Raw genomic sequence first — 22,300 nt, 5'->3', positions numbered from 1 at the left:
TCGGTAACGGGAAAATATGGGAGATATCTTTATGGAGATATGGACGTATTTTGCGACAAACATATTGACGCAGCCAGCTTACTTGATCGGTTCGATCGTTTTATTAGGGTATATACTCCTTGGTCGACCAATATATGAATGTTTAGCTGGTTTTTTGAAAGCTACTGTAGGTTATCTGATCTTAGCTGTTGGATCAGGAGGTTTAGTGAATAATTTTCGCCCGATCTTGGTTGGATTAAAGGATCGATTCAACCTTGAATCGATGGTGACCGATCCATACTTTGGTCAAAATGCTGTAGATGCGGGATTGATGGAAACGTTCGGGCGAACATTCAGTGATGTAATGATTTTATTATTGATTGCATTTGTTTTGAATATCCTGCTAGTTCGTTTCCAAAAATATACAAAACTTCGAGCTGTATTTACGACCGGTAATGTCCAAATCCAGCAAGCAGCGACAGCGTTTTGGATTTTACTTTTCTGTTTTCCTGAGTTAGGGAGAGTAGAAGTATTAGTATTTATGGGTATTATTTTAGGTTGTTACTGGGCAGTTGCTTCTAATTTGACTGTTGGTGTGACGCAAGAACTAACCGATGGGGCTGGTTTTGCAATTGCTCATCAACAGATGTTTGGGGTGTATATCTTTTCTACGCTAGCAAAATGGTGGCAAAAAAATAGTCGTAAAAAATCGGGGAATAGAAAAGCCGATAAAAAACTGGAAGATATGGAACTTCCTGGTTTCTTATCGATCTTCAATGAGAATATGGTAGCGACTTCTTTATTGATGTTGTTTTTCTTTGGCATCATATTGTTGGTACTAGGACAAGAGTACCTGATCGAATCAGAGTTTATGGTGCAAGGACAAAGTTTCCTTTTCTATATCCTGACAACTTCTTTGAATTTTGCTGTATATTTAGCGATTTTGCAACTTGGGGTACGGACTTTCGTGGATGAATTGACACAATCTTTCCAAGGGATTTCGAATACTATTTTACCAGGTGCAGTGCCAGGGATCGATGTTGCTGCGACTTTTGGCTTTGGGTCACCAAATGCTGTAACGATAGGATTTTTATTTGGGGCATTAGGTCAATTCTTAATGATCATTTTATTGATCTTATTCCGATCACCAACGATCGTGATCGCTGGGTTCATTCCATTATTTTTTGACAATGCGGTAATAGCTGTGTTTTCTAACAATCGTGGGGGCTTTAAAGCGGCATGCTTGTTCCCATTCTTATCAGGATTGATCCAAGTCGGTGGTTCTGCTCTGTTTGCAACATGGATCGGGTTATCTCGCTATGGTGGCTATATTGGGATGTTTGACTGGGCGAGTGCTTGGCCAGCATTTACTGTATTGATGAAATTTTTAGGGTATGTAGGAGTCGTACTAGTCGTTATTGGTCTGTTGCTTATTCCTCAACTGCAATATCGAAAAAATCCAGAAGGGTATTTTTTGATCGTCGAGGATTATCAAAAATATAAAGAGAATTTTGGAGAAAACAATTGATTGGAGGAGATTTGATTGAGAATTTTAGTTTCATGTGCGAATGGCTCGGGTACAAGTTTAATGATGATGCGTAGTGTAGAAAAAGCAATGAGAGAACTAAATATTACAATTACCAAAATTCATCATTGTCCGATTTCTGAAGGGAAAAGCTCTGCGAGTCAGTATGATGTCGTATTTACACCACTTAATTTTATGCCGATGTTTATACAAGCAATTGAGCGAGGCGTGACAGTTGTTGGGATCAAAAATGTCATGTCACCAACGGAAATCTGCGAGAAATTCAAGGAAACAGAATTATACAATGAATGGCAATCAAAGGAGAAATAAATGAAACGACCAAAATTACAAATCGCTTTAGATCATAACAACTTAGCCTCTGCTTTAGCAGATGTCAAAAGGATCGGAGAAATCGTTGATGTGATCGAAGTAGGGACGATCCTTTGTCTTCAAGAAGGCAAGAAGCCGATCGAATGTATCAGAGAGATGTTTCCAGAAAAAACAATCGTTGCAGATACGAAATGTGCCGATGCTGGAGAAACGGTAGCTGAGAATGTAGCAAAAGCTGGAGCTGATTTCATGACAGTGATCTGTTGTGCCTCATTGCCCACCATGCGAGCTGCGCAAAAGAAAGTCAAAGAACTTCAAGTTGAATTATACGGGGAGTGGACGCTAGAGCAAGCCAGACAATGGCGAGAGATTGGGATTTCTCAAGTAGTCTATCATCAAAGTCGAGATGCTTTGTTAGCGGGTGAAGTTTGGGGAGAAAAAGATTTAAAGCTAGTTCAACAATTGATCGATTTAGGCTTTGACGTGTCTGTGACTGGAGGGCTTTCGATTTCAACTTTAGCGTTGTTCCAAGGGATGCCGATCTTTCACTTTATTGTGGGTAGGGGATTGACGGCAAGTGCAGATCCTGTTAATCAAGCTCAGGCATTCCAAGCAGAAATCAAACGTTTATGGGGAGAATGAGATGGTGAGGATCGGGATATACGAAAAGGCGTTGCCTAGTAACTGGACATGGCAAGAGCGGCTAGATGCAGTCAAAAACTTAGGGTTTGATTTTCTGGAAATGTCAATCGATGAAAGCGATGAACGATTGGCACGTTTAGATTGGTCGGATGAACAAATCACTCGTTTAAAACAAGCGATCGACGCTTCGGGTATCTCTATCCACTCCCTTTGTTTGAGTGGCCACCGGCGTTTTCCTTTTGGTTCAGCGGATAGAGACAAACAAGCACAAGCATTGGCCATGATGAAAAAAGCGATAAAACTTGCGTATCGGTTAGGTATCAGGATCATACAAGTAGCCGGATACGATGTTTACTATGAGGAAAAATCAATCGAAACAAGGGAGTCTTTTATTAGAGGGATGCGTGCTAGTATCAAAGAGGCAGCACAGTATGGGATCATTTTGTCCGTCGAGATCATGGATGACCCATTCATGAATTCGATACGTAAATTTATGTACTTAAAAAAACAAATCCCATCCCCTTATTTACAAGTATATCCTGATTTAGGCAATTTATCTGCATGGCCTGAAAATGATGTTTCTGTTGAACTTGAACAAGGAATCGAGTATATCACTTCGATCCATTTAAAAGATACGCAATCAGTAACTACTAATAGTCAAGGAAAGTTTCGAGAAGTAGTTTTCGGGCAAGGCTGTGTTGATTTTACTGGTGTGCTTCAAACGTTGAAACGCTTGAACTACGAGGGAACTTTCCTGATCGAAATGTGGAGCGGTGCGGATCACGATTATGAACAGCAAATTTTAGAGGCGAAGAACTATCTATTGCCGAAATTAAAAGAAGCTGGCTTTTAATTGTAAAAAAACACACAGATTTTTATTTTGTAGAGCCAAACGAACGATAATATTGTTTTTGAGCAGATTACTCCTCTAAAAATTTATCAAGCGATAAGATATGTTTATCACTTGATAAATTTTTAGGAGGTATTTTTATGTTTTTAGCACTAAATGAAATTATTCATTCAAAATTACGTTATGCCTTAGTGACAGGTGTGATGTTTCTAATAGCTTATCTTGTCTTTTTTTTGACGGGATTAGCCTATGGTTTAGCACAAGACAATCGTACTGCTGTGGATAAATGGGAAGCTGATACTATTGTCTTATCGAAGGATGCCAACACAAACTTAGGGATGTCAATGATCACGAAAAAGACAGCAGAAGAAGTGAAAGGTGATCAAGTTGCTTATCTAGCTCAAACACCTGGCGTAGTTACAAGTCCAGATCGTCCTGATGCAGATAAAGTCAATGTTAGTTTTTTCGGGATCGATCAAAATCAATTTATTATGCCCAATATCGTGGAAGGAGAAGAGTTCAATTCAAATGATGAAGCGGTTGGTGATATCAGTTTAAAAGAAGAATATGGGTTAGATATCGGTGATACGATCAAATTATCAGGAAGCGATAAGACGTTCAAGTTGACTGGTTTCACTGAAAATGCAAAATTCAATGTCTCGCCAGTTGTTTATACAACGATCAATGCATATCAAGAGATTCGATTTGAAAAAGAAGATGCGACTGAGAATGCACGTATCAATGCAGTAGTTGTCCGAGGAGATGTCGAAAACTTGCCAAGTGATTTGGAAAAGATCAGTATATCCAAATTTATCAATGAATTACCAGGATACAATGCGCAAGTATTGACTTTTGGTTTCATGATCGGCTTTTTGATCGTGATTGCTGCAATCGTGATCGGCATATTCATCTATGTTTTGACAATGCAAAAAATCAATATTTTCGGTGTACTTAAAGCACAAGGAGTCACAGGCGGATTTATTGCCCGTTCAGTGGTTGCACAAACATTCTTACTTTCGTTTTTCGGTGTGGCACTTGGATTATTTGGAACGTTCGTTACCTCGCTTGTTTTACCCGATGCCGTTCCTTTCCAAAGTAACTGGCTGTTTTTCGGTGTCATTAGTGTGATGATGTTGATTGTCGCCATTTTAGGGGCACTCTTCTCAGTGAGAACGATCGTAAAAATCGATCCATTAAAAGCAATCGGATAGAAAGGGGAATGGAAAATGAAAGCAATTGAATTTATAGACGTTGAAAAAAGCTTTAAAGATGGTGATCAAACCATCCAAGCGCTGAAAAAAACAAATATGAGTGTCGATAAAGGAGAATTTGTCGCGATCATTGGACCATCTGGTTCCGGAAAGAGTACCTTCTTGACGATTGCGGGAGGTTTACAGACACCCAATAAGGGAATCGTGAAAATCAATGGAGAAGATTTCAGTGAACAACCGGAGAAAAAAAGGGTAAAATTACGCTTCAAGGAAATCGGTTTTATTCTTCAAGCGTCCAATCTGGTCCCGTTTTTGACCGTCAAGAAGCAACTGATGTTAGTCGATAAAATCAAACACGAAAATCGACAAGACGAAGCGAAGCAATTGTTCGAACAACTTGGTGTCGATAAACTACTCAATAAATATCCAGAAGATCTTTCAGGTGGCGAACGACAAAGAGTTGCAATTGCCCGAGCACTTTATAATGATCCTTCCATCATTTTAGCGGACGAACCAACGGCTAGTTTAGATTCGGAAAAAGCAGTAGAAGTTGTGGAGATCTTAGCGAAAGAATCGAAGGAAAAAAATAAAGCAATCATTATGGTTACTCATGATACCCGACTTATTGACAGATGTGATAAAGTATTTATGATAGAAGATGGTGTCTTTCAAGAAAAAAAATAAGTCAGAGGGTGTAAAATTTGGTCCATCGATACAATAAGGATACACAAGAGAAAATTTTAAAAGAAGCGAATCGTTTATTTATGTCAAAAGGCTATCAAGGAACTTCAACACGGGAGATTGCCAAAAATGCTGGAATTACCCAACCAAACCTTTATCATTATTTTAGTGATAAAGAAAAATTGTATTGTGCAGTTTTAGAAGAGCATTTGAGTACTGTAGGTACAGACTTAAGAGCGATTTTAGAAGAGAATAAACTTGATTTTAAACAATCTTTGACTAAAATGACGAAGTATTTGATCGATACCCATCTTTTAGACCTTTTTATGATGCACCATGATTTAAAATCAAACCTTTCTGCCGAGACGAGAAATCATCTTTTTAGCTTGTGGAAAAAAAGTTATCGTGAACCATTTGAAGTGATCTTTTCGACAAATCAGCCTTTGATGCGTACGCATGTTACAACAGAAATAGCTGCAAAACATTTTTTTCTTCTGTTAGCACCATACATTACGGAATCGTCAAATTCACTTGAAAATCCATTTAGTGTCGAACAATTGATCGATTTATATCTTCACGGTGTATTAGCTGAGTAAAAACTTCAAAAGAGTCTTTTTGATTCTTTTGAAGTTTTTTTGTTATTCTTTTTTAGATGATTGTTATTTTTAGATTAGAATAATGAGTGATATCTAATTTATATGGTAATTGAGAAAAAGAGTTAAAAAATAAGGAATATAAAGATTTTTAATAATAACAATTATAAAATAGAAATATAACCATTGTGTTTTAATCGATTTATAAATTAATTTTAAGGAAACGCTTGAAAAGGCTATTATCAGGTGATAATATTTTTTTAGCAACACAAGCTTCATGAGTTTAACTCACTATTTGAAAGAAATAGAGGGGGAATGAATAACATATTTGTGTGTTTTTTGGTTACATAAACTGTTTTTTGAAAAGTGAATAGGGTAAAAAAAGGGGAGAGTTAAAAATGAAAAGTGTTAAAAAAATTGGGTTGGCAGCAATGTTATTTTCTTCTGTTGTTTCAACAGCACTTCCTACAGTTGGACAATTGTCTGTAGTGAATGCTGAAGAAATCCAACAGACTGAACAGCAAGCAAGTTATAGAAACGTAATGTACTATGGTGACTGGTCGATTTGGGGCGGCGAAGGAAACTTTTATCCAAAAGATATCCCAGCTGATCAATTGACACACCTGAATTTTGCCTTTTTAGATTTTGATAGTAATGGCGAGTTAGTCTTTACTGATGCAGACGCAGCGACTGGCGCACCTGTTGGATTACCGGGCGTACAATGGAATTCTGCTAGTTCTGGTATCTTAAATGCAATTCAAGATTTACGTGGAAAAAATCCAAACATGAAAATTGGTGTTTCATTAGGTGGTTGGTCTAAATCAGGTGATTTCTCTGAAGTAGCAGCAAACCCAACGAAACGTAAGAACCTTGTAGATAATGTCGCAAAATTTATTAAGTATACAAATATGGACTTTGTGGATGTGGACTGGGAGTATCCAGCCGATGTTCGTCAACCAGATTTAGTGGATAACAAAAATGACGAAGGAACACCACACGCAAAACCAGAAGACAAAGAAAATTACATAACATTATTGAACGAAATTCGCGAAACGATCGACAAACAAGGTGAAGAATTAGGTAAAACATATGAATTGTCTGTGGCATTACCAGCAGCACAAGGAAAATTAAATTCAGGAATCGACGTAAAACGATTATTTGAAGTTGTAGACTTCGCAAATGTCATGACTTATGACTTAACTGGTGCATGGGCGGACACAAGTGGTCACCATTCAGCACTTTATGGAAATCCAGATGATCCTAACTATGACAATGGTTTTTCTGTTGACCAAACAGTTGAATACCTACGTGAAAAAGGTGCGCCTTCAGAGAAAATCGTTATTGGTGCAGCATTCTATACTCGTGGATGGAACGAAGTAGCAAAAGGGGACAATGCAGAAACTCCAGGATTATTCCAAAAAGCAACACAATCAAATAAAGATGCGGACCAAACACCAAGTTATGGAGCAAAAAATAAAAATCCATTAACAGTAGGTGACGGTGGACGCGCAAGTGGTGTATGGCCATATCGAGATATCACAACTTTACTTGGCAATACTTCTGGCTTGAAAGAATATTGGGATGACGTAGCGAAAGCGCCATTTATGTACAGCGAAACAACTGGCGAATTCTTTACTTATGAAAATGAAAAATCAGTCACTTATAAAACTGAGTATGTGAAAGAAAATCAACTTGGTGGAATCATTTCATGGCAACAATCACAAGATAAAGAAACAACTGGAACAAAACGCGATAAATTGACCAATGCAATCAAACAAGGATTGTTTGGCAGTGAAAAACTTCCAGAATTTAAAATCAAGAGTACGCCATTGGATGTCGATGTTGAGATCTCAACGTATACACAATATGGCGTGAGTGGTTACGATGTAAAAATTACGAACAAGGAAAAAATGGAAGAAACTTCTTCTGTATTGAAATTAGTTGAATTTTCACAAGAAACAATCAAATTACCTAAGTTAGTGATTCCAATGGCGACAAATGAAAAACTTGGCGCTGGCGATTACAAAGCAGGTAAAGTAACAAACGTGGATGGCGCTGCAATCGTTGATTTGTCTTCTGTTTACGATGGGAAAGAAATCAAGCCAGGTGCATCTTATGAGTTCAGATTAAGCTCAAGCGCTGCTGAAGCAGATGTCGCTGTTGACAATATCGACTCAATCACTTTAAGCCAAAGAATTGGTGATGAAGGAATTGAAATCAATAAACAAGTCATCTTTGGTGAAGGCTCAACAACTGAACCAGGTACACCGGATACAGAAGCACCGTCAGTACCAACAGGTCTTACAACTACAACGATCGGCGAAACAAATGTTTCACTATCATGGACAAAATCAACAGATGATAAAGCAGTAGCGGGCTACTATATTTTCCGTGATGGCAAACAAGTAGGTCAATCAGCAACAACTACATTTACTGATGTAGGTCTAACTGAAAATACTGAATATTCATATACAGTAAAAGCATTTGATCGCGCGGGAAATGTGTCACAAGAAAGTAAAGCATTAGTTGTAAAAACATTAGAAAAAGCACCGGCAGATTTAGAAGCACCTTCAATTCCAGTAGATTTGAAAGCTTCAACGATCGGTGAGAAAAATGTCTCATTGTCTTGGACTCGTTCAACTGACAATGTAGCAGTAGCAGGTTACTATGTTTTCCGTGATGGCAAACAAGTAGGTCAAACAGCAACAACTACATTTGCTGATGCTGGTTTGACACCAAATACCGAATACACATATACAGTAAAAGCATTTGATGCAGCAGGAAATGTTTCAGAAGAAAGTAAAGCACTAGTTGTCAAAACTTTAGAAGAAACAACTCCGCCAGCTGAAGGTGAATGGGATCCGAAGAAAGATTACAATGCAGGAGACGTAGTGACTCATAAAGGCAAAACATACCGTGCAAAATGGTGGACTCGTGGCAATGAGCCAGGGACTGAACAATGGGGACCATGGGAATTAATCGATTCAGATGAAACAACTCCGTCAATCGAAGGCGATTGGGATAGTAAAAAAGGTTATGTTGCAGGAGAAGTAGTCACTCATAAAGGCAACAAGTATCGCGCAAAATGGTGGACTCAAGGTAACGAGCCAGGAACTGAACAATGGGGACCATGGGAACTGATTGGCTAATCTAGATTTAAAAAGAACAAGGCTGCTTGCCTTGTTCTTTTTTTACGTATCGTTATTCTATTTTGTTATTTATCTTATTTTCTAAGATTCATCTCAAAAAAAATGTTAGTTAAAATAAATGCAAAGTTCATTTAGTTAAAATAACTAAAAAAATAAATTTGAAACCGATTGCAAATATTTGCATTAAAAATAAAATAATGTTAAATTCATATTTGTAATAGATTTATAATATTTTTTTACTTAATTTCTAATGTGATAAGGAGTGGTAAAATAACTAAAAATCCATAATATTTAATCGTGTTTTTTTTCGCTAACAAAAATGATGAAAAGGGAGAAAAGAAAAATATGAAAAAAATAAAGAAAGTCAGTTTGGTCGCTTTGTTATTTTCTTCGGTTGTTTCGATGGCATTTCCAGCATTTTCTGAGGCGCCTGAGGTTCATGCTGAAGAGGTTCAACAAACACAAGAGGCTCCTTATCGTAACGTCATGTACTATGGGGATTGGTCGATTTGGGGTGGAGAAGGGAATTTCTATCCTAAAGATATTCCTGCCGATCAAATCACTCACTTGAACTTTGCCTTTTTAGATTTTGACAGCAATGGGGATTTAGAATTTACGGATGCTGATGCAGCGGTAGGTGCGCCTGTTGGACAAACAGGAGTTCAGTGGAACTCAGCAAGCTCGGGTATCTTGAATGCCATTCAGGATCTGCGTGGAAAAAATCCAAATATGAGAATTGGGGTTTCTTTAGGTGGTTGGTCTAAATCAGGTGATTTTTCTGAAGTAGCCGCTGATCCAGTCAAACGACAGAATTTGGTAGAAAATGTCACTCGATTTATCAAATACACGAATATGGATTTTGTCGATGTCGATTGGGAGTATCCTGTTGACGTTCGCCAGCCTGACTTGGTAGATAATGTCAACGATGAAGGAACGCCACATGCGATACCAGAAGATAAAGAAAATTATATTACTTTACTTAATGAGATTCGTGAATCCATTGATGAACAAGGAGAAGAATTAGGGAAAACCTATGAGTTATCAGTAGCACTACCTGCATCTCAAGGCAGACTAACTGCTGGGATCGATATTGACGGTCTATTTGAAGTTGTTGATTTTGCCAATATCATGACCTATGACATGAACGGTGGCTGGGGAGATCGCAGTGGCCATCATACCGCACTTTATGGCAATCCGGCTGATCCTAATTATAACCAAGGCCTTTCAGTCGATCAGACGGTCCAATTTTTACGAAATGAAGGTGCTCCAGCTGAGAAAATCGTAATCGGTGCTGCTTTTTACACACGTGGTTGGCATGAAGTAGCAGAGGGCAATGATCCTTTACTACCTGGATTGTTCCAAACAGCCGAACAAAGCAATCGAAACGCCGATCTTTCACCAACTTTCGGTGCGAAAAATAAAAGTCCATTAGTAGTAGGCGATGGTGGTAGAGCCGGTGGTGTTTGGCCTTACCGCAATATTCCAGATTTGATCAATGCGACAAGTGGATTGACTGAATATTGGGACGATGTCGCAAAGGCGCCTTACATGTATAGTTCAGAAACAGGTGAATTTTTCAGTTTCGATAATGTGCGCTCGATCGGATACAAAACGCAATATGTGCAGGAAGAAGAATTGGGTGGTGTGATTTCTTGGATGCAGTCACAAGACAAAGAAACCACGAGTACAAAGCGTGATGAGCTGACGAATGCGATCAAAGATGGATTATTTGGTAATACGCCATTACCACAGCATGAAATCGTCACTGCACCTTTAGCTATCGACGTTGAAATCATTCCTTATACTGAAAACAATGTAAGCGGATACGAAATCACGGTAACAAATAATGAAACATTAACAGAGTCATCTACTGTATTAAGCGCTGTTGAAGCGGCCCAGAAAACAGTTAAATTGCCTAAATTTACGATCGATCTGAATAGCAATGAAACATTAAGTGCAGGCGATTATAAAGCTGGAACTGTCACTATGGATGACAGCACAGTGACTGTTGATCTATCTTCTGTTTATGATGGAAGAGAAATCGCGCCAGGAGATTCTTATGATTTCCGACTACAATCCGATGATTCCGTCGTTTCGGTGGATCATTTCGACACGATGACTTTAAGCCAACGAATTGGTACGGATGGTATCGAGATCAATCACCAAGTGATTTTTGGTGCAGAAGACCCAGATCCTTCTGATGTCGAAGCACCATCGATTCCAACTAATGTGGCAGCAACAGCAATAGATGCGACAGAAGTGACATTGGGTTGGACAGCTTCGACGGATAATCACCGAGTAGCTGGTTACTATGTTTACCGTGATGGTCAATTAGTTGGACAACCACGTACACCATCCTTTACAGATACCGGGTTAACACCTGATATGGTATACACTTATACAGTCAAAGCCTTTGATGCGTCAAACAATGTCTCGGCTGCCAGTCAACCGGTGATCGTTCAAACGTTAGATACTGTTACGCCTGGATACCCGGCGTGGGATCAGACACAAATCTATGTTGCTGGGGACAGAGTCACACACTTAGGGCATACGTATCAAGCGAAGTGGTGGACACGAGGTGATGAGCCCGGAACGCAACAATGGGGACCATGGGATTTGATTAATTAACTTGTATTTTTGAGTGGACAGTTAGCTATATTTTTATGAACCGTTAAAAAAAACAAAGATCCTCGTTGCTGTTCAAACAATACGCAACGAGGATCTTTGTTTTAAATAGTGACGTAAAAAATCAATTGATTGATCCTGCAATTCTAATTGCAAGAGTTTTATAACAAATACTTAATTGGCAAGTTTTTTTGCTTTTTCCGTATTCGCAAAATGTAATTTTGCATAATTTGCCAATAAAGCTTCGCCATCTTTTTTTAGGATGGCTGCAGCTACTTGATCAGATTTTGTACCAGCGCCAGATGGGAGAGTGATCCCAAGTTCAGCGGAAGCTTTATCCAACTCTTCTAAAAAGCTTGCTCGACTAATGATCGAGGCTGCAGCAACCGCTAAATGATATTGTTCACCTTTCGTTACAAAGTAAAGTTTTTCTTGTATTTGATTTTTTTCTGAGCGGGCATATTTTTTAAAGTTAGCTTCCGGTGTGAACTGATCGATCAAAATGGCATCCGGTTTGACAGGCGCAATCTTTTGTAACAATAAGTGGATGGCTTGATTGTGCAAAGCAACTTTCATCCGCACTGCATTGTACGTGGGTTGGATCTCATTGTATTTTTTAGGCGGTAAAACCAATAATTGATAAGGGATTGTTTCCTTTAACACTTTGGCTAATTGGATAATCTGCGCATCTTTTAGTTTTTTTGAATCTTTGACACCTAATGTGCGTAATTCTTTAAGTTTTGTCTGGTCTACATAAGCAGCACAAACAGTCAATGGACCAAAGTAGCTGCCGTTGCCGACTTCATCACTACCCAACACAGAGAGCGTTTGTAAATCCTTTGGTAAGGAAGCAGAACCAGCGCCAGCTTGAGATGATTTTTTTGGCGCAAGGGGAGTTCCCCATTTGGCTGCTTCTTGTTCGGCGCCGCTTCCTTGGAACATCACTTTACCTGACGTATAGGCGGTGATCGTCGTTCCATTTTTCTTAGCTGAAAAATGGGTATAAGGGATTGGCTTTTGTACTAAAAACGCACGATAGGCGTCTTTCATCGTTGCTAGTTGATTTGGTGTTACTTTTAAGATAATATTACTCATTCGTTCCGTTGCCAAAAAATCTATAAATATTTCTAACCAACAATAAAAGTTGTCAGATCAATGTTTGATTCCTGTTTCTCCGTGTCCGATTTTGCCACTTTCTTGCTACTCTCGTTTGTTCTGACACTCCACAGGCGTTAATTCGGATACAACGAATCCTATCATTCTAGGTTTTTATTTGATTAAAAAACCGTAAATCAATTACGATAACTCGCTAAATTCAGACTGGTCTTACCTCGATCTATTGTATAACTTCAGTTCTCGTAATGATCATTGCGATCAGACATTTTTAAACCTATTTTCTTATGTCCAATCTTTGTGGCATCGTTTAGAACTTAGATAAAATCGATCTGCTTCTATTCACTCAAGGCCATCATTTTCAAATTTCTATTGAAACTGACGTTTGAATCCATAGAACTTTCGCTACTGATTTGGTTAAATGCTTATTTTTCATCATGACCTTTACATCCAATGTTTCAGCAACAATTTTTGATCATTTGGTTTTCACGATCTCTGTCGTTGTTTGATGAATAGAGTTCTGACGAAGATTTGCTTGTTTTCGCTGTATCTGTCATTTTTTTAATTTATAGATGTTACATGTTTTGACAAATAGGGTTCCCTCCTTATTCATCTCGCATTTTTGAGAAGCTTTGCGCTGTAACCGACACAAAAGCGTTCAATTTTCTTCTTACTATTTCGTCCCTCTTTTTGTAGATTCAGCTGTTTAGGCAACTGCTAAAGCTTTGATACTAAGAATAGTTCCCAGTCAAAAAAATTTGTAGACCGATGACTTTATTGGCAATTGTTCAACTAAATCGACGTTATCATTATCCTTTCATAACTAAAAATACGCCATATCTTGCAGTTTAGATGCTAATTTTATAGGTATCTATAGACTTAATTTAACTGTTGATTCCTCCTGTTTCGATCAAGCTGTGTGAAAAGGTTTTTTTGACTAGGTCCAGCTGATTTGAAATCAATGCACACATAGCATTTTTGCAAAGTTTATCATATAATAGTAAAGTATTTATAATGAAGCCTTATGTGTACAGTTAATTACTTAACTATATGGTACACTAGTTAATATTTTTGGCAATAGGAGGAGACGGATTCATATGTCACATGAAAAAACACGCTATAAAGCTGTGATTGCAGATCAAACATATACCATTATCGGGCAAGAGTCAAAACAGCATATGGATATGGTCACGAAACTAATCAATGAACAATTAGCTGAATTAAAAGAATTGTCCCCTCAATTAGACAATGAACAAGCAGCTATTTTATTAGCAGTCAATGCATTTTCAGATCAATTGAAAAGACAGGAAAAGAATCTGAAATTGATCAAAGAAGTCACTGAACTGAAACAAAAAATGGTCAGATACACAGAAATGGAGAATCGCATCAAACGAATCGAAGCGATTGAAAATGAAGCACGAGAAGTATTAAAAGAAAGTGGAAGCGACCATGAGATCAAAAATCATGTGGAAGCTCAACAGATTTTAAACGAAAAAAGAAAAGATCAAATCAAACAAAGATCTTCGAACTGATATAATAAGTATTATATAGAAGAGAAAGGAAGAATGTATGCTTAGTCTTTTGATTTTATTTATTTTGCTGATTGCATTTTTTTCTGGGGCAAGTCGCGGCTTTGCGTTACAAGCCATCTATCTGATTGGCTATTTTGTATCGTTTCTAGTAGCGCAAACCTATTACAAAACCTTAGCCAGTCATCTGCAATTATTTATTCCTTATCCTGCGGTAACAGCTAATTCTAACTTAGTTTTTTTTGATCAAGCGTTTTCGTTCAAATTAGATGAAGCTTTTTATGCAGGTGTGGCGTTCTTGATCATTTTATTTGTCGGTTGGCTGATTACACGATTCATCGGGGTTTTCGCGCACGGATTGACGTTCATTCCAGTACTCAAACAATTGGATTGGGTGGCAGGAGGAGTCTTGTCCGTCATCATTACCTATATTTCGTTGTTTTTAGTTTTGCGTTTGCTGACGTTTATTCCAGTAGGATTTATCCAAAATCAATTCAGCGGCAATAACCTGGCGACATTTATGGTCGAGCGAACACCGATTTTAGCAAATAGGATCTATGATCTATGGGTGACACAAGTGATCAATTAAGTAAGAGATTATTTCTTGTCAATGACAGAGGCTATGAAGGTGTCGGTTAGTCTTGTAGACTGCTTAGCCCTCTGCCTCTTTTTTAGTGAAAGTAAGGTGAAAAAAATGAATAAACGTATCCTTGAAACATTAGAGTTTGAAAAAGTAAAACAACAAGTGCGACAGTTCGTGATCACAGCACAAGGGCAAGAAGAATTAGCTCAACTTGTGCCAGTGAATGAAGAAGAAACGATCAGATACTGGTTAAACGAAACGGAGGATGGTCTAAAAGTCCAACGCCTACGTGGCGGTATCCCGATCCCTAAATTAGAAAATATTCGCCCCCATATGAAACGAATCGAGATCGGTGCTGATCTGAATGGGCTTGAACTCGCACAAGTGTCACGCGTTCTTTCTACCACTAGCGAATTACGTCGTTTCATTGATGATCTAGCAGATAGCGAAATCGAGTTTGAACGTCTTTATTTTTGGTCCGATCAATTAGTTGCGATTCCTTCACTAAGTCGTCGCTTGAAAGAAGCAATCGACGATGATGGCCGGGTGACAGACGATGCGTCTCCTGAGTTGAAGACGATCCGCCAAAATATCCGGAGAAGTGAACAAGCGGTCAGAGAACAACTAGATGGGATCGTCCGTGGAAAAAATGCCAAATACCTGAGCGATGCCATCATCACGATGCGAAATGATCGCTATGTTATTCCAGTAAAACAAGAATATCGTGGTGTCTTTGGTGGTGTCGTCCACGACCAAAGTTCTTCGGGTCAAACATTATTCGTCGAGCCAAAACAAGTCGTTGAATTGAATAATCGTTTGCGCCAGTACCAAATCGCGGAACGCAATGAGATCCAACGAATTTTAAGTGAATTATCAGCAGAGTTAGTCCCTCATCGTCAAGAGATCCTCCACAATGCATTTGTCATCGGTAAAATGGATTTGATGAATGCGAAAGCACGTTTTGGGAAAGAATTGAAGGCGATCGTGCCAACGATCAGCACAGAAAACATTGTTGATTTGAAGCAAGCTAGACACCCGTTGATTGATCAAGAGAAAGTTGTGCCAAACGATATCTCGATTGGGGAAAACTATCAAGCCATCGTCATTACTGGGCCGAATACTGGTGGGAAAACAATCACCTTGAAAACACTCGGCTTATTGCAACTGATGGGGCAAGCAGGTTTACCGATCCCAGCGGATGAAGAGAGCCAAATCGGGATCTTTGAAGATATTTTTGCAGATATCGGGGATGAACAATCGATCGAACAGAGTTTATCGACTTTCTCCTCACATATGACGAACACTGTGGATATCCTTTCAAAAGTCAATGAAAAAAGTTTAGTTTTATTTGACGAACTAGGTGCGGGAACTGATCCGCAAGAAGGTGCGGCTTTGGCGATCGCTATTTTAGATGATCTTGGAAAGAAATCAGCATACGTGATGGCAACGACTCACTATCCTGAATTGAAAGTCTATGGCTACAATCGTTCAAATACCATCAATGCAAGTATGGAGTTCAATGTGGATACCCTTAGCCCGACTTACCGTCTGTTGATCGGTGTACCGGGTAGAAGTAATGCATTTGAGATTTCAAGTCGTCTAGGGTTAGACAACCAAGTCATCGATGAAGCAAAGCAATTGATGAATGATGAAAGTCAAGACCTGAACGAAATGATCACTGACTTAGAAAATCGTCGAAAAATGGCAGAAACAGAATATTTAGAAATGCGTCATTATGTCGATGAAGCGCAACGCCTTTACAATGATTTGAAAGAAGCATACAGTTACTTCTTTGAAGAACGTGAACAAGAAATGGCAAAAGCAAAACAAAAAGCCAATGCGCTCGTTTCTGAAGCAGAAGAGAATGCAGAAAAAATCATCGCAGATATTCGCAATTTACAAAAACAAGTAGGACAAGGGACAGTGAAGGAGCATCAATTGATCGATGCAAAATCACAACTGGCAAACTTGCATCAAGAAGAACAACTGAAGAAAAATAAAGTCTTGAAAAAAGCGAAAGAACAGAAAACGTTAAAACCAGGTGATGAAGTGTTAGTCACGACTTATGGGCAACGTGGTACGTTATTACGTAAAAATGGCAACCAGTGGCAGGTGGAGATTGGTATCTTAAAGATGAATGTCTCTGAAAGCGAATTGACACCGATCGCGCCACAAAAAGAACCACAACAACGAGTGATCCATACTGTTCGCTCAGATGCTAATTCAGCGGTCTCTAACCAACTTGATCTTCGTGGGAAACGCTATGAAGAAGCACTGAATGAAGTCGATCTATATTTAGATGCGGCAATCTTAGCTGGCTATGCTCAAGTAACGATCGTCCATGGAAAAGGGACAGGTGCATTAAGAACAGGAATCACCGATTATTTGAAAAATCATCGCAGTGTGAAGAGCTTTGATTTTGCGCCAGGAAACCAAGGTGGTAATGGTGCGACGATTGTTAAATTTAAATAAAACTTACTAAAGGTAAGCAAATAGCTCGTATCTCAACATCAATAGTGCTATACTAAGAATAGACTAATAAATGGAGGTCTTTGATATGGCTCAAGTAATTACAGATGCAACATTCAACGAAGAAACAGATAAAGGATTAGTTTTGATCGACTTTTGGGCAACTTGGTGTGGACCTTGTCGAATGCAAGCGCCAATTCTAGACCAACTAGAAGAAGAATACGATGAAGATGAATTCAGAATCGTGAAGATGGATGTTGATGAAAATCCTGAAACGCCTCAACAATTCGGGATCATGAGTATTCCAACATTACTTTTGAAAAAAGACGGCGAAGTAGTCGAAAAAGCGATCGGTGTCCAATCAAAAGAGCAATTACGTCAAATGATTGCCCAACACTTATAAGATAAGTAACCACTAAATCAGACTGAGACAACAATCATATGGATTGCTGTCTCGGTTTTTTTGCGACTTAAAAACCATCTAAAGGGCTGGGGCTGTGAAATACAAAAAGTAGATCAAGCGAGCTAGAAGTAATTTTTTTGAAAAATCGGGAAGAGAAACAAAGTTTTACAGAACAGACTTTTAAAAAACATTCTTATTTCTCTTCCCTTGGTACTTCTCTTCCAACCTCTGTTATAATAGCGATATCGGAAATGTAAAGGAGCAGTCATCATGAATGAACGAATAAAAAATAAATTGGCATTACTACCTGATCAGCCTGGCTGCTATTTGATGAAAGACAAAAACGGCACGATCATTTATGTAGGAAAAGCCAAGGTCTTGAAAAATCGTGTGCGTTCCTATTTTACGGGAAGTCATAACACGAAAACCGAGCGATTAGTCAGTGAGATCGAGGATTTTGAATATATCGTCACAGAATCTAATATCGAAGCTTTACTTTTAGAAATCAATTTGATCAAAAAGAATGATCCTAAGTACAACATTATGCTAAAGGATGATAAAACATATCCTTTTTTAAAAATCACGAATGAAAAATATCCACGGTTAGTGATTACTCGGAAGGTCTTAAAAGATAAAGCTTTTTACTTCGGACCTTATCCCGACGTAGGTGCAGCGAATGAAACGAAAAAGATTTTAGATCGTTTATTTCCACTGCGAAAATGCAAACCCAGTCAGACAAAGGAACCTTGTCTTTACTATCATTTAGGTCAGTGTTTATGTCCTTATTATTTTGATGTAGATCCAGCGGAATATACCAGCATCGTGAATGAAGTCAAACGCTTTTTGAATGGCGGTTATGAAACAATCGAAACTGAGATCCATGAGAAAATGAATAAAGCGGCAGAAAATATGGAATTTGAAAAAGCAGCAGAATACCGAGATCAAATCAGAGCGATCGAAACGATCATGACAAGACAAAAAATGACGAATACCGATTTGATCGATCGCGATGTCTTTGGCTATGCGATTGACAAAGGGTGGATGTGTGTCCAAGTATTCTTTGTACGTCAAGGAAAGTTGATTGAACGAGATGTATCGATCATTCCTTTTTATAATGAAGCTGAAGAAGATTTCTTAACGTACATCGGTCAATTTTATCAAGAAAATGAACACTTCATTCCAAAAGAAGTCGTGATTCCTGATACGATCGATCAGCCAAGTGTGGAAGCATTGTTAGCGACTAAGGTCATCCAACCAAAACGTGGTGAAAAGAAAAAATTAGTGGAGCTAGCCAGTAAAAATGCAAGAGTCGCATTGAACGAACGCTTTGATTTAATTGCTAGAAAACAAGAACGAACGATTGGTGCCATCGAACGTCTAGGTAATGCTATGAACATTCCAGCACCTATCCGCATCGAATCGTTTGATAACTCTAATATTATGGGGACTGATCCAGTTGCTGCCATGGTCGTATTTATCGACGGAAAACCAGCAAAAAAAGAGTATCGAAAATATAAAATAAAAACGGTTGTCGGACCAGACGACTATGCCTCCATGCGAGAAGTGATCTACCGTCGTTACGCTCGGGTGATACGAGAAGAACTTCCTTTACCTGATCTTATTTTGATCGATGGTGGGAAAGGTCAAGTGGATGTAGCAAAAGATGTTCTCGAAAATCAATTAGGAATCGACATTCCAGTAGCTGGGATGGCTAAAAACGACAAACATAAAACAAATGAATTATTGTTCGGAAATGAATTGGAAGTCGTACCCCTTGAAAGAAATTCGCCGGAGTTCTTTTTATTGCAACGCATCCAAGATGAAGTCCATCGGTTTGCGATCACATTTCACCGCCAACTACGTAGTAAGAATAGTTTTGCTTCGCGCTTGGATGAAATTGAAGGATTAGGTCCAAAACGGAAAAAAATGTTGTTAAAAGAGTTCAAATCGTTAAAAAACATCACCGCAGCATCGATCGAAGAATTACAAGAGATTGGTCTACCGAAAAATGTGGCACAAAATGTATTCAATAAACTGCATGAAAGTTGAAAAAAATTTGGATTGAGGGCGCTTTACAAAAACTGTAAAGTGTCCTATCATTTTCATATGTACAATAAAAAACAATAACAATAGTTTTTGTTTCGCAATTATTTTTTTGTTGTCACGTAATGGATATAGAAGTTTAGGATAAAGGAGTGAAAAAATGTTAGAAGTAAAGGATTTAGTAAAGACGTTTGGCAGTTATACAGCTGTTGATCACGTTTCTTTTCAAATACCTGACGGGAAAATCATGGGATTGATTGGGCAAAATGGTGCAGGGAAGACAACGACTTTTCGGTTGATTTTAGATTTTTTGACGCAAGATCAAGGAGAAGTGTTATGGAATGGTCATCACTTGAGTGAAAAAGATTACGATATCATTGGGTATTTACCTGAAGAAAGAGGGCTTTATCCCAAAGTCTCAATTCAAGAACAGTTGATCTATTTTGCTGAATTGCGTGGGAAAACCAAAAAAGAGATTGAACCGAAGATCGACTTTTGGATGGAGAAATTCCAAGTAAAAGGAAAGAAAACAGATAAAGTAAAGTCCTTATCAAAAGGGAATCAGCAAAAAGTCCAACTGATTGCAACACTGATCCACGAACCTAAGCTGATCATTTTAGATGAACCCTTCAGTGGCTTAGACCCAGTCAATGCAGAGTTACTGAAAGATGGGATCATTGAGTTGAAGAAGAATGGCTCATGTGTCATTTTTTCCAGTCATAACATGGACAATGTTGAGAAGATTTGTGACCATTTGATCATGTTGCGTAATGGCGAGATGGTGTTAGATGGAAAAGTCCACGAGATTCGTGAAGCGTTTGGACGGACAAAGCTGTTTTTGGAATCTGGCTTGTCGCAACAAGAAATTGAAGAAATCGAAGGCGTTCAAAAAGTGGTTCTTCGTGAAGATCAATCGTTGGAGATCACGCTAGATCATCCAGATGTCGGAAAAGAGATCTTTACTCGGGCAACACAATTTGGTTATATCCCGATGTTCAATCAACAACCACCTACTTTAGAGGAAATCTTCAAGATGAAAGCAGGTGAGCTACATGCGTAAGTTTTGGATCATCACTAAAGATGTATATTTGAAAAATGTGAAATCGATTTCGTTTATTATTATGATCCTTGTACCATTTATCTTGATGGGTGTTATCTATTTGGCAGGGAATTTTGCGCAACAAAATAGCGAAACAGATAAAATCGGTGTGATTGCTGAAGATCAACAAATCACTGATTATTTGAGCCAATCAGACATGGGGGATTTCCACTTTGAAGCTTTCTCATCAGAAGATGAAGCTAAAAGTGAGTTATCTGATGAAAAAATCGATGCTTATATGGTCGTCACAACAGATAATGGCGAAGTAACTGGAGAATTATTCAGTGAAAACTCATTAGGCCAAGCTACACAACTGTTGATCCAACAGCAGTTGACGGGCTTACAGTCGATGATGCGGGCAAGTAGTTTAGGGATCTCTCCAGAAGAAGTGGCGGCTTTAAGCCAACCGGCGTCATTCTCAAGACAAAAAGTCAGCTTCGATGCAAATGGTGAAATGACAATTGGAGAAGATAACTCAGCGGTTCAATATGCAGTTAGCTATGTGGCTACGATCATTTTATTTATTATCATTTTGACGTATGCACAAATCATTGCACAAGAGATTGCTTCAGAAAAAGGCACAAGAATCATGGAAGTGATTTTATCTAGTACCACGGCTCAAAAACATTTTTATGGTAAACTGACCGGTGTACTATTAGTAGCCGTCACTCAAATGGCTTTATACGGCATCATCTTTGCTGTAGGGTTCAACCAGTTCAAAGATATGGAGATCGTAAAAAATGTACTAGATGGGATTTCTCTCGATAGTATTTTCGGTCCATTCTTATGGTACTCTCTACTATTCATGTTCTTTGGTATCTTGATCTACTCTGTCTTAGCGGCATTGTGTGGTTCATTAGTCAACAAAGCCGAAGATACAGCAAAAGCGATCCTACCAGTAACTTACCTTTCTTTAGGTGGGTATATGCTCGGCTTGATCCTTGGCGCATCTGATCCTAATAACATCGTGATTCGCATCACGTCATATATTCCATTTTTATCTTCTTATATCATGCCAATCCGCTTGGCAAATGAAACGGTTGAAATAAGTGGCGCATTGATCTCACTAGTCGTGTTAGTGATCATCACATTTGTATTGATGTTCCTATCTGCGAATATGTATAAGTCAAACGTTCTTGTATACAGTGAAGGTGGTATTTGGACTTCATTGAAACAATCGATTTCGATCATGAAGAATGAACGGAAAAGAAATAAAGCGTAAAGCTGTGACAAGTAGTGTTCAGCTAAAATAAGACGAGGCATCTGAAAATTTTAATAATTTTCGGATGCCTCTTTTTTATGAAGAAGTTAACTTTGCCATACCGATCATCTAAAGTTAAGGAGAATGCTGGGGCTAGTATCTCGGAGGCTTCTTTTAAGTATCTTTGACGGTATCTCATATACCTATTTATGGTTTTGTTTACTGTATTTGTTGAAATAAGTTGATATGTATCCTATAATTTTAGGTATACCAAT

The 22,300-nt window shown here is 38.5% G+C and carries 17 protein-coding genes; 16 read left to right on the top strand and 1 reads right to left on the bottom strand.

The window, feature by feature from the left end; genetic code table 11:
- Nucleotides 1–16: 16 nt before the first annotated feature.
- From IGL24_RS10530 to IGL24_RS10490, 9 genes are all read left to right on the top strand, one after another.
- Nucleotides 17–1,507 carry a PTS ascorbate transporter subunit IIC gene (locus tag IGL24_RS10530; RefSeq protein ID WP_207699508.1) on the top strand — a complete coding sequence of 497 codons (1,491 nt, stop codon included), beginning with the start codon at nt 17–19 and terminating at the stop codon, nt 1,505–1,507.
- Between the two features lie 15 nt (nt 1,508–1,522).
- Entirely contained in the window at nt 1,523–1,834 is a 312-nt protein-coding gene (locus IGL24_RS10525; protein WP_206853458.1) for a PTS sugar transporter subunit IIB, read from the top strand.
- A complete protein-coding gene (locus tag IGL24_RS10520) occupies nt 1,835–2,476 on the top strand; it encodes a 3-keto-L-gulonate-6-phosphate decarboxylase UlaD (protein ID WP_207699507.1) in 642 nt (213 codons plus the stop codon).
- A 1-nt stretch (nt 2,477) separates the two neighbouring features.
- Nucleotides 2,478–3,329 (top strand): L-ribulose-5-phosphate 3-epimerase, encoded by an 852-nt coding sequence (locus IGL24_RS10515; RefSeq protein ID WP_207699506.1) that lies wholly within the window; start codon nt 2,478–2,480, stop codon nt 3,327–3,329.
- Nucleotides 3,330–3,466: 137 nt separating this feature from the next.
- Nucleotides 3,467–4,537, top strand: a complete 1,071-nt coding sequence (locus IGL24_RS10510) for an ABC transporter permease (protein ID WP_207116023.1) — start codon at nt 3,467–3,469, stop codon at nt 4,535–4,537.
- A gap of 15 nt (nt 4,538–4,552) precedes the next feature.
- Nucleotides 4,553–5,221, top strand: coding sequence for an ABC transporter ATP-binding protein (locus IGL24_RS10505; RefSeq protein WP_206853466.1), 669 nt, complete (start codon nt 4,553–4,555; stop codon nt 5,219–5,221).
- 17 nt (nt 5,222–5,238) lie between these two features.
- A complete protein-coding gene (locus tag IGL24_RS10500; RefSeq protein ID WP_206853468.1) occupies nt 5,239–5,814 on the top strand; it encodes a TetR/AcrR family transcriptional regulator in 576 nt (191 codons plus the stop codon).
- Nucleotides 5,815–6,209: 395 nt separating this feature from the next.
- Nucleotides 6,210–8,960, top strand: a complete 2,751-nt coding sequence (locus IGL24_RS10495; protein ID WP_429966328.1) for a glycosyl hydrolase family 18 protein — start codon at nt 6,210–6,212, stop codon at nt 8,958–8,960.
- A 345-nt stretch (nt 8,961–9,305) separates the two neighbouring features.
- A complete protein-coding gene (locus tag IGL24_RS10490) occupies nt 9,306–11,588 on the top strand; it encodes a glycosyl hydrolase family 18 protein (RefSeq protein ID WP_429966327.1) in 2,283 nt (760 codons plus the stop codon).
- A gap of 171 nt (nt 11,589–11,759) precedes the next feature.
- Here the strand turns inward: IGL24_RS10490 and rnhC are convergent, their stop codons facing one another.
- Nucleotides 11,760–12,680 (bottom strand): ribonuclease HIII, encoded by a 921-nt coding sequence (rnhC, locus tag IGL24_RS10485; protein ID WP_207699503.1) that lies wholly within the window; start codon nt 12,678–12,680, stop codon nt 11,760–11,762.
- Nucleotides 12,681–13,795: 1,115 nt separating this feature from the next.
- Here rnhC and zapA point away from each other — a divergent pair.
- The 7 genes from zapA (at nt 13,796) to IGL24_RS10450 (ending at nt 22,046) form a co-directional block, all read left to right on the top strand.
- A complete protein-coding gene (zapA, locus tag IGL24_RS10480; RefSeq protein WP_206853476.1) occupies nt 13,796–14,230 on the top strand; it encodes a cell division protein ZapA in 435 nt (144 codons plus the stop codon).
- 37 nt (nt 14,231–14,267) lie between these two features.
- A complete protein-coding gene (locus tag IGL24_RS10475; protein WP_206853478.1) occupies nt 14,268–14,816 on the top strand; it encodes a CvpA family protein in 549 nt (182 codons plus the stop codon).
- 105 nt (nt 14,817–14,921) lie between these two features.
- A complete protein-coding gene (locus tag IGL24_RS10470; protein ID WP_207114970.1) occupies nt 14,922–17,282 on the top strand; it encodes an endonuclease MutS2 in 2,361 nt (786 codons plus the stop codon).
- Between the two features lie 85 nt (nt 17,283–17,367).
- Complete coding sequence (gene trxA / locus IGL24_RS10465; RefSeq protein WP_206853482.1) at nt 17,368–17,682, top strand: thioredoxin; 315 nt, start codon at nt 17,368–17,370, stop codon at nt 17,680–17,682.
- 270 nt (nt 17,683–17,952) lie between these two features.
- Nucleotides 17,953–19,731 (top strand): excinuclease ABC subunit UvrC, encoded by a 1,779-nt coding sequence (uvrC, locus tag IGL24_RS10460; RefSeq protein WP_207699502.1) that lies wholly within the window; start codon nt 17,953–17,955, stop codon nt 19,729–19,731.
- Nucleotides 19,732–19,885: 154 nt separating this feature from the next.
- Nucleotides 19,886–20,785 carry an ABC transporter ATP-binding protein gene (locus IGL24_RS10455; protein WP_206853486.1) on the top strand — a complete coding sequence of 300 codons (900 nt, stop codon included), beginning with the start codon at nt 19,886–19,888 and terminating at the stop codon, nt 20,783–20,785.
- Complete coding sequence (locus tag IGL24_RS10450; RefSeq protein WP_207699501.1) at nt 20,778–22,046, top strand: ABC transporter permease; 1,269 nt, start codon at nt 20,778–20,780, stop codon at nt 22,044–22,046. Before IGL24_RS10455 ends, IGL24_RS10450 begins: the two co-directional genes overlap by 8 nt.
- The last annotated feature ends 254 nt before the right edge of the window (nt 22,047–22,300 follow it).

This window comes from Enterococcus sp. DIV2371 (genome assembly GCF_050498525.1).
Classification (GTDB): domain Bacteria; phylum Bacillota; class Bacilli; order Lactobacillales; family Enterococcaceae; genus Enterococcus_B; species Enterococcus_B mangumiae.
Note: the sequence above shows the minus strand (reverse complement) of the source record. Positions and strands in the feature narration are given on the sequence as shown.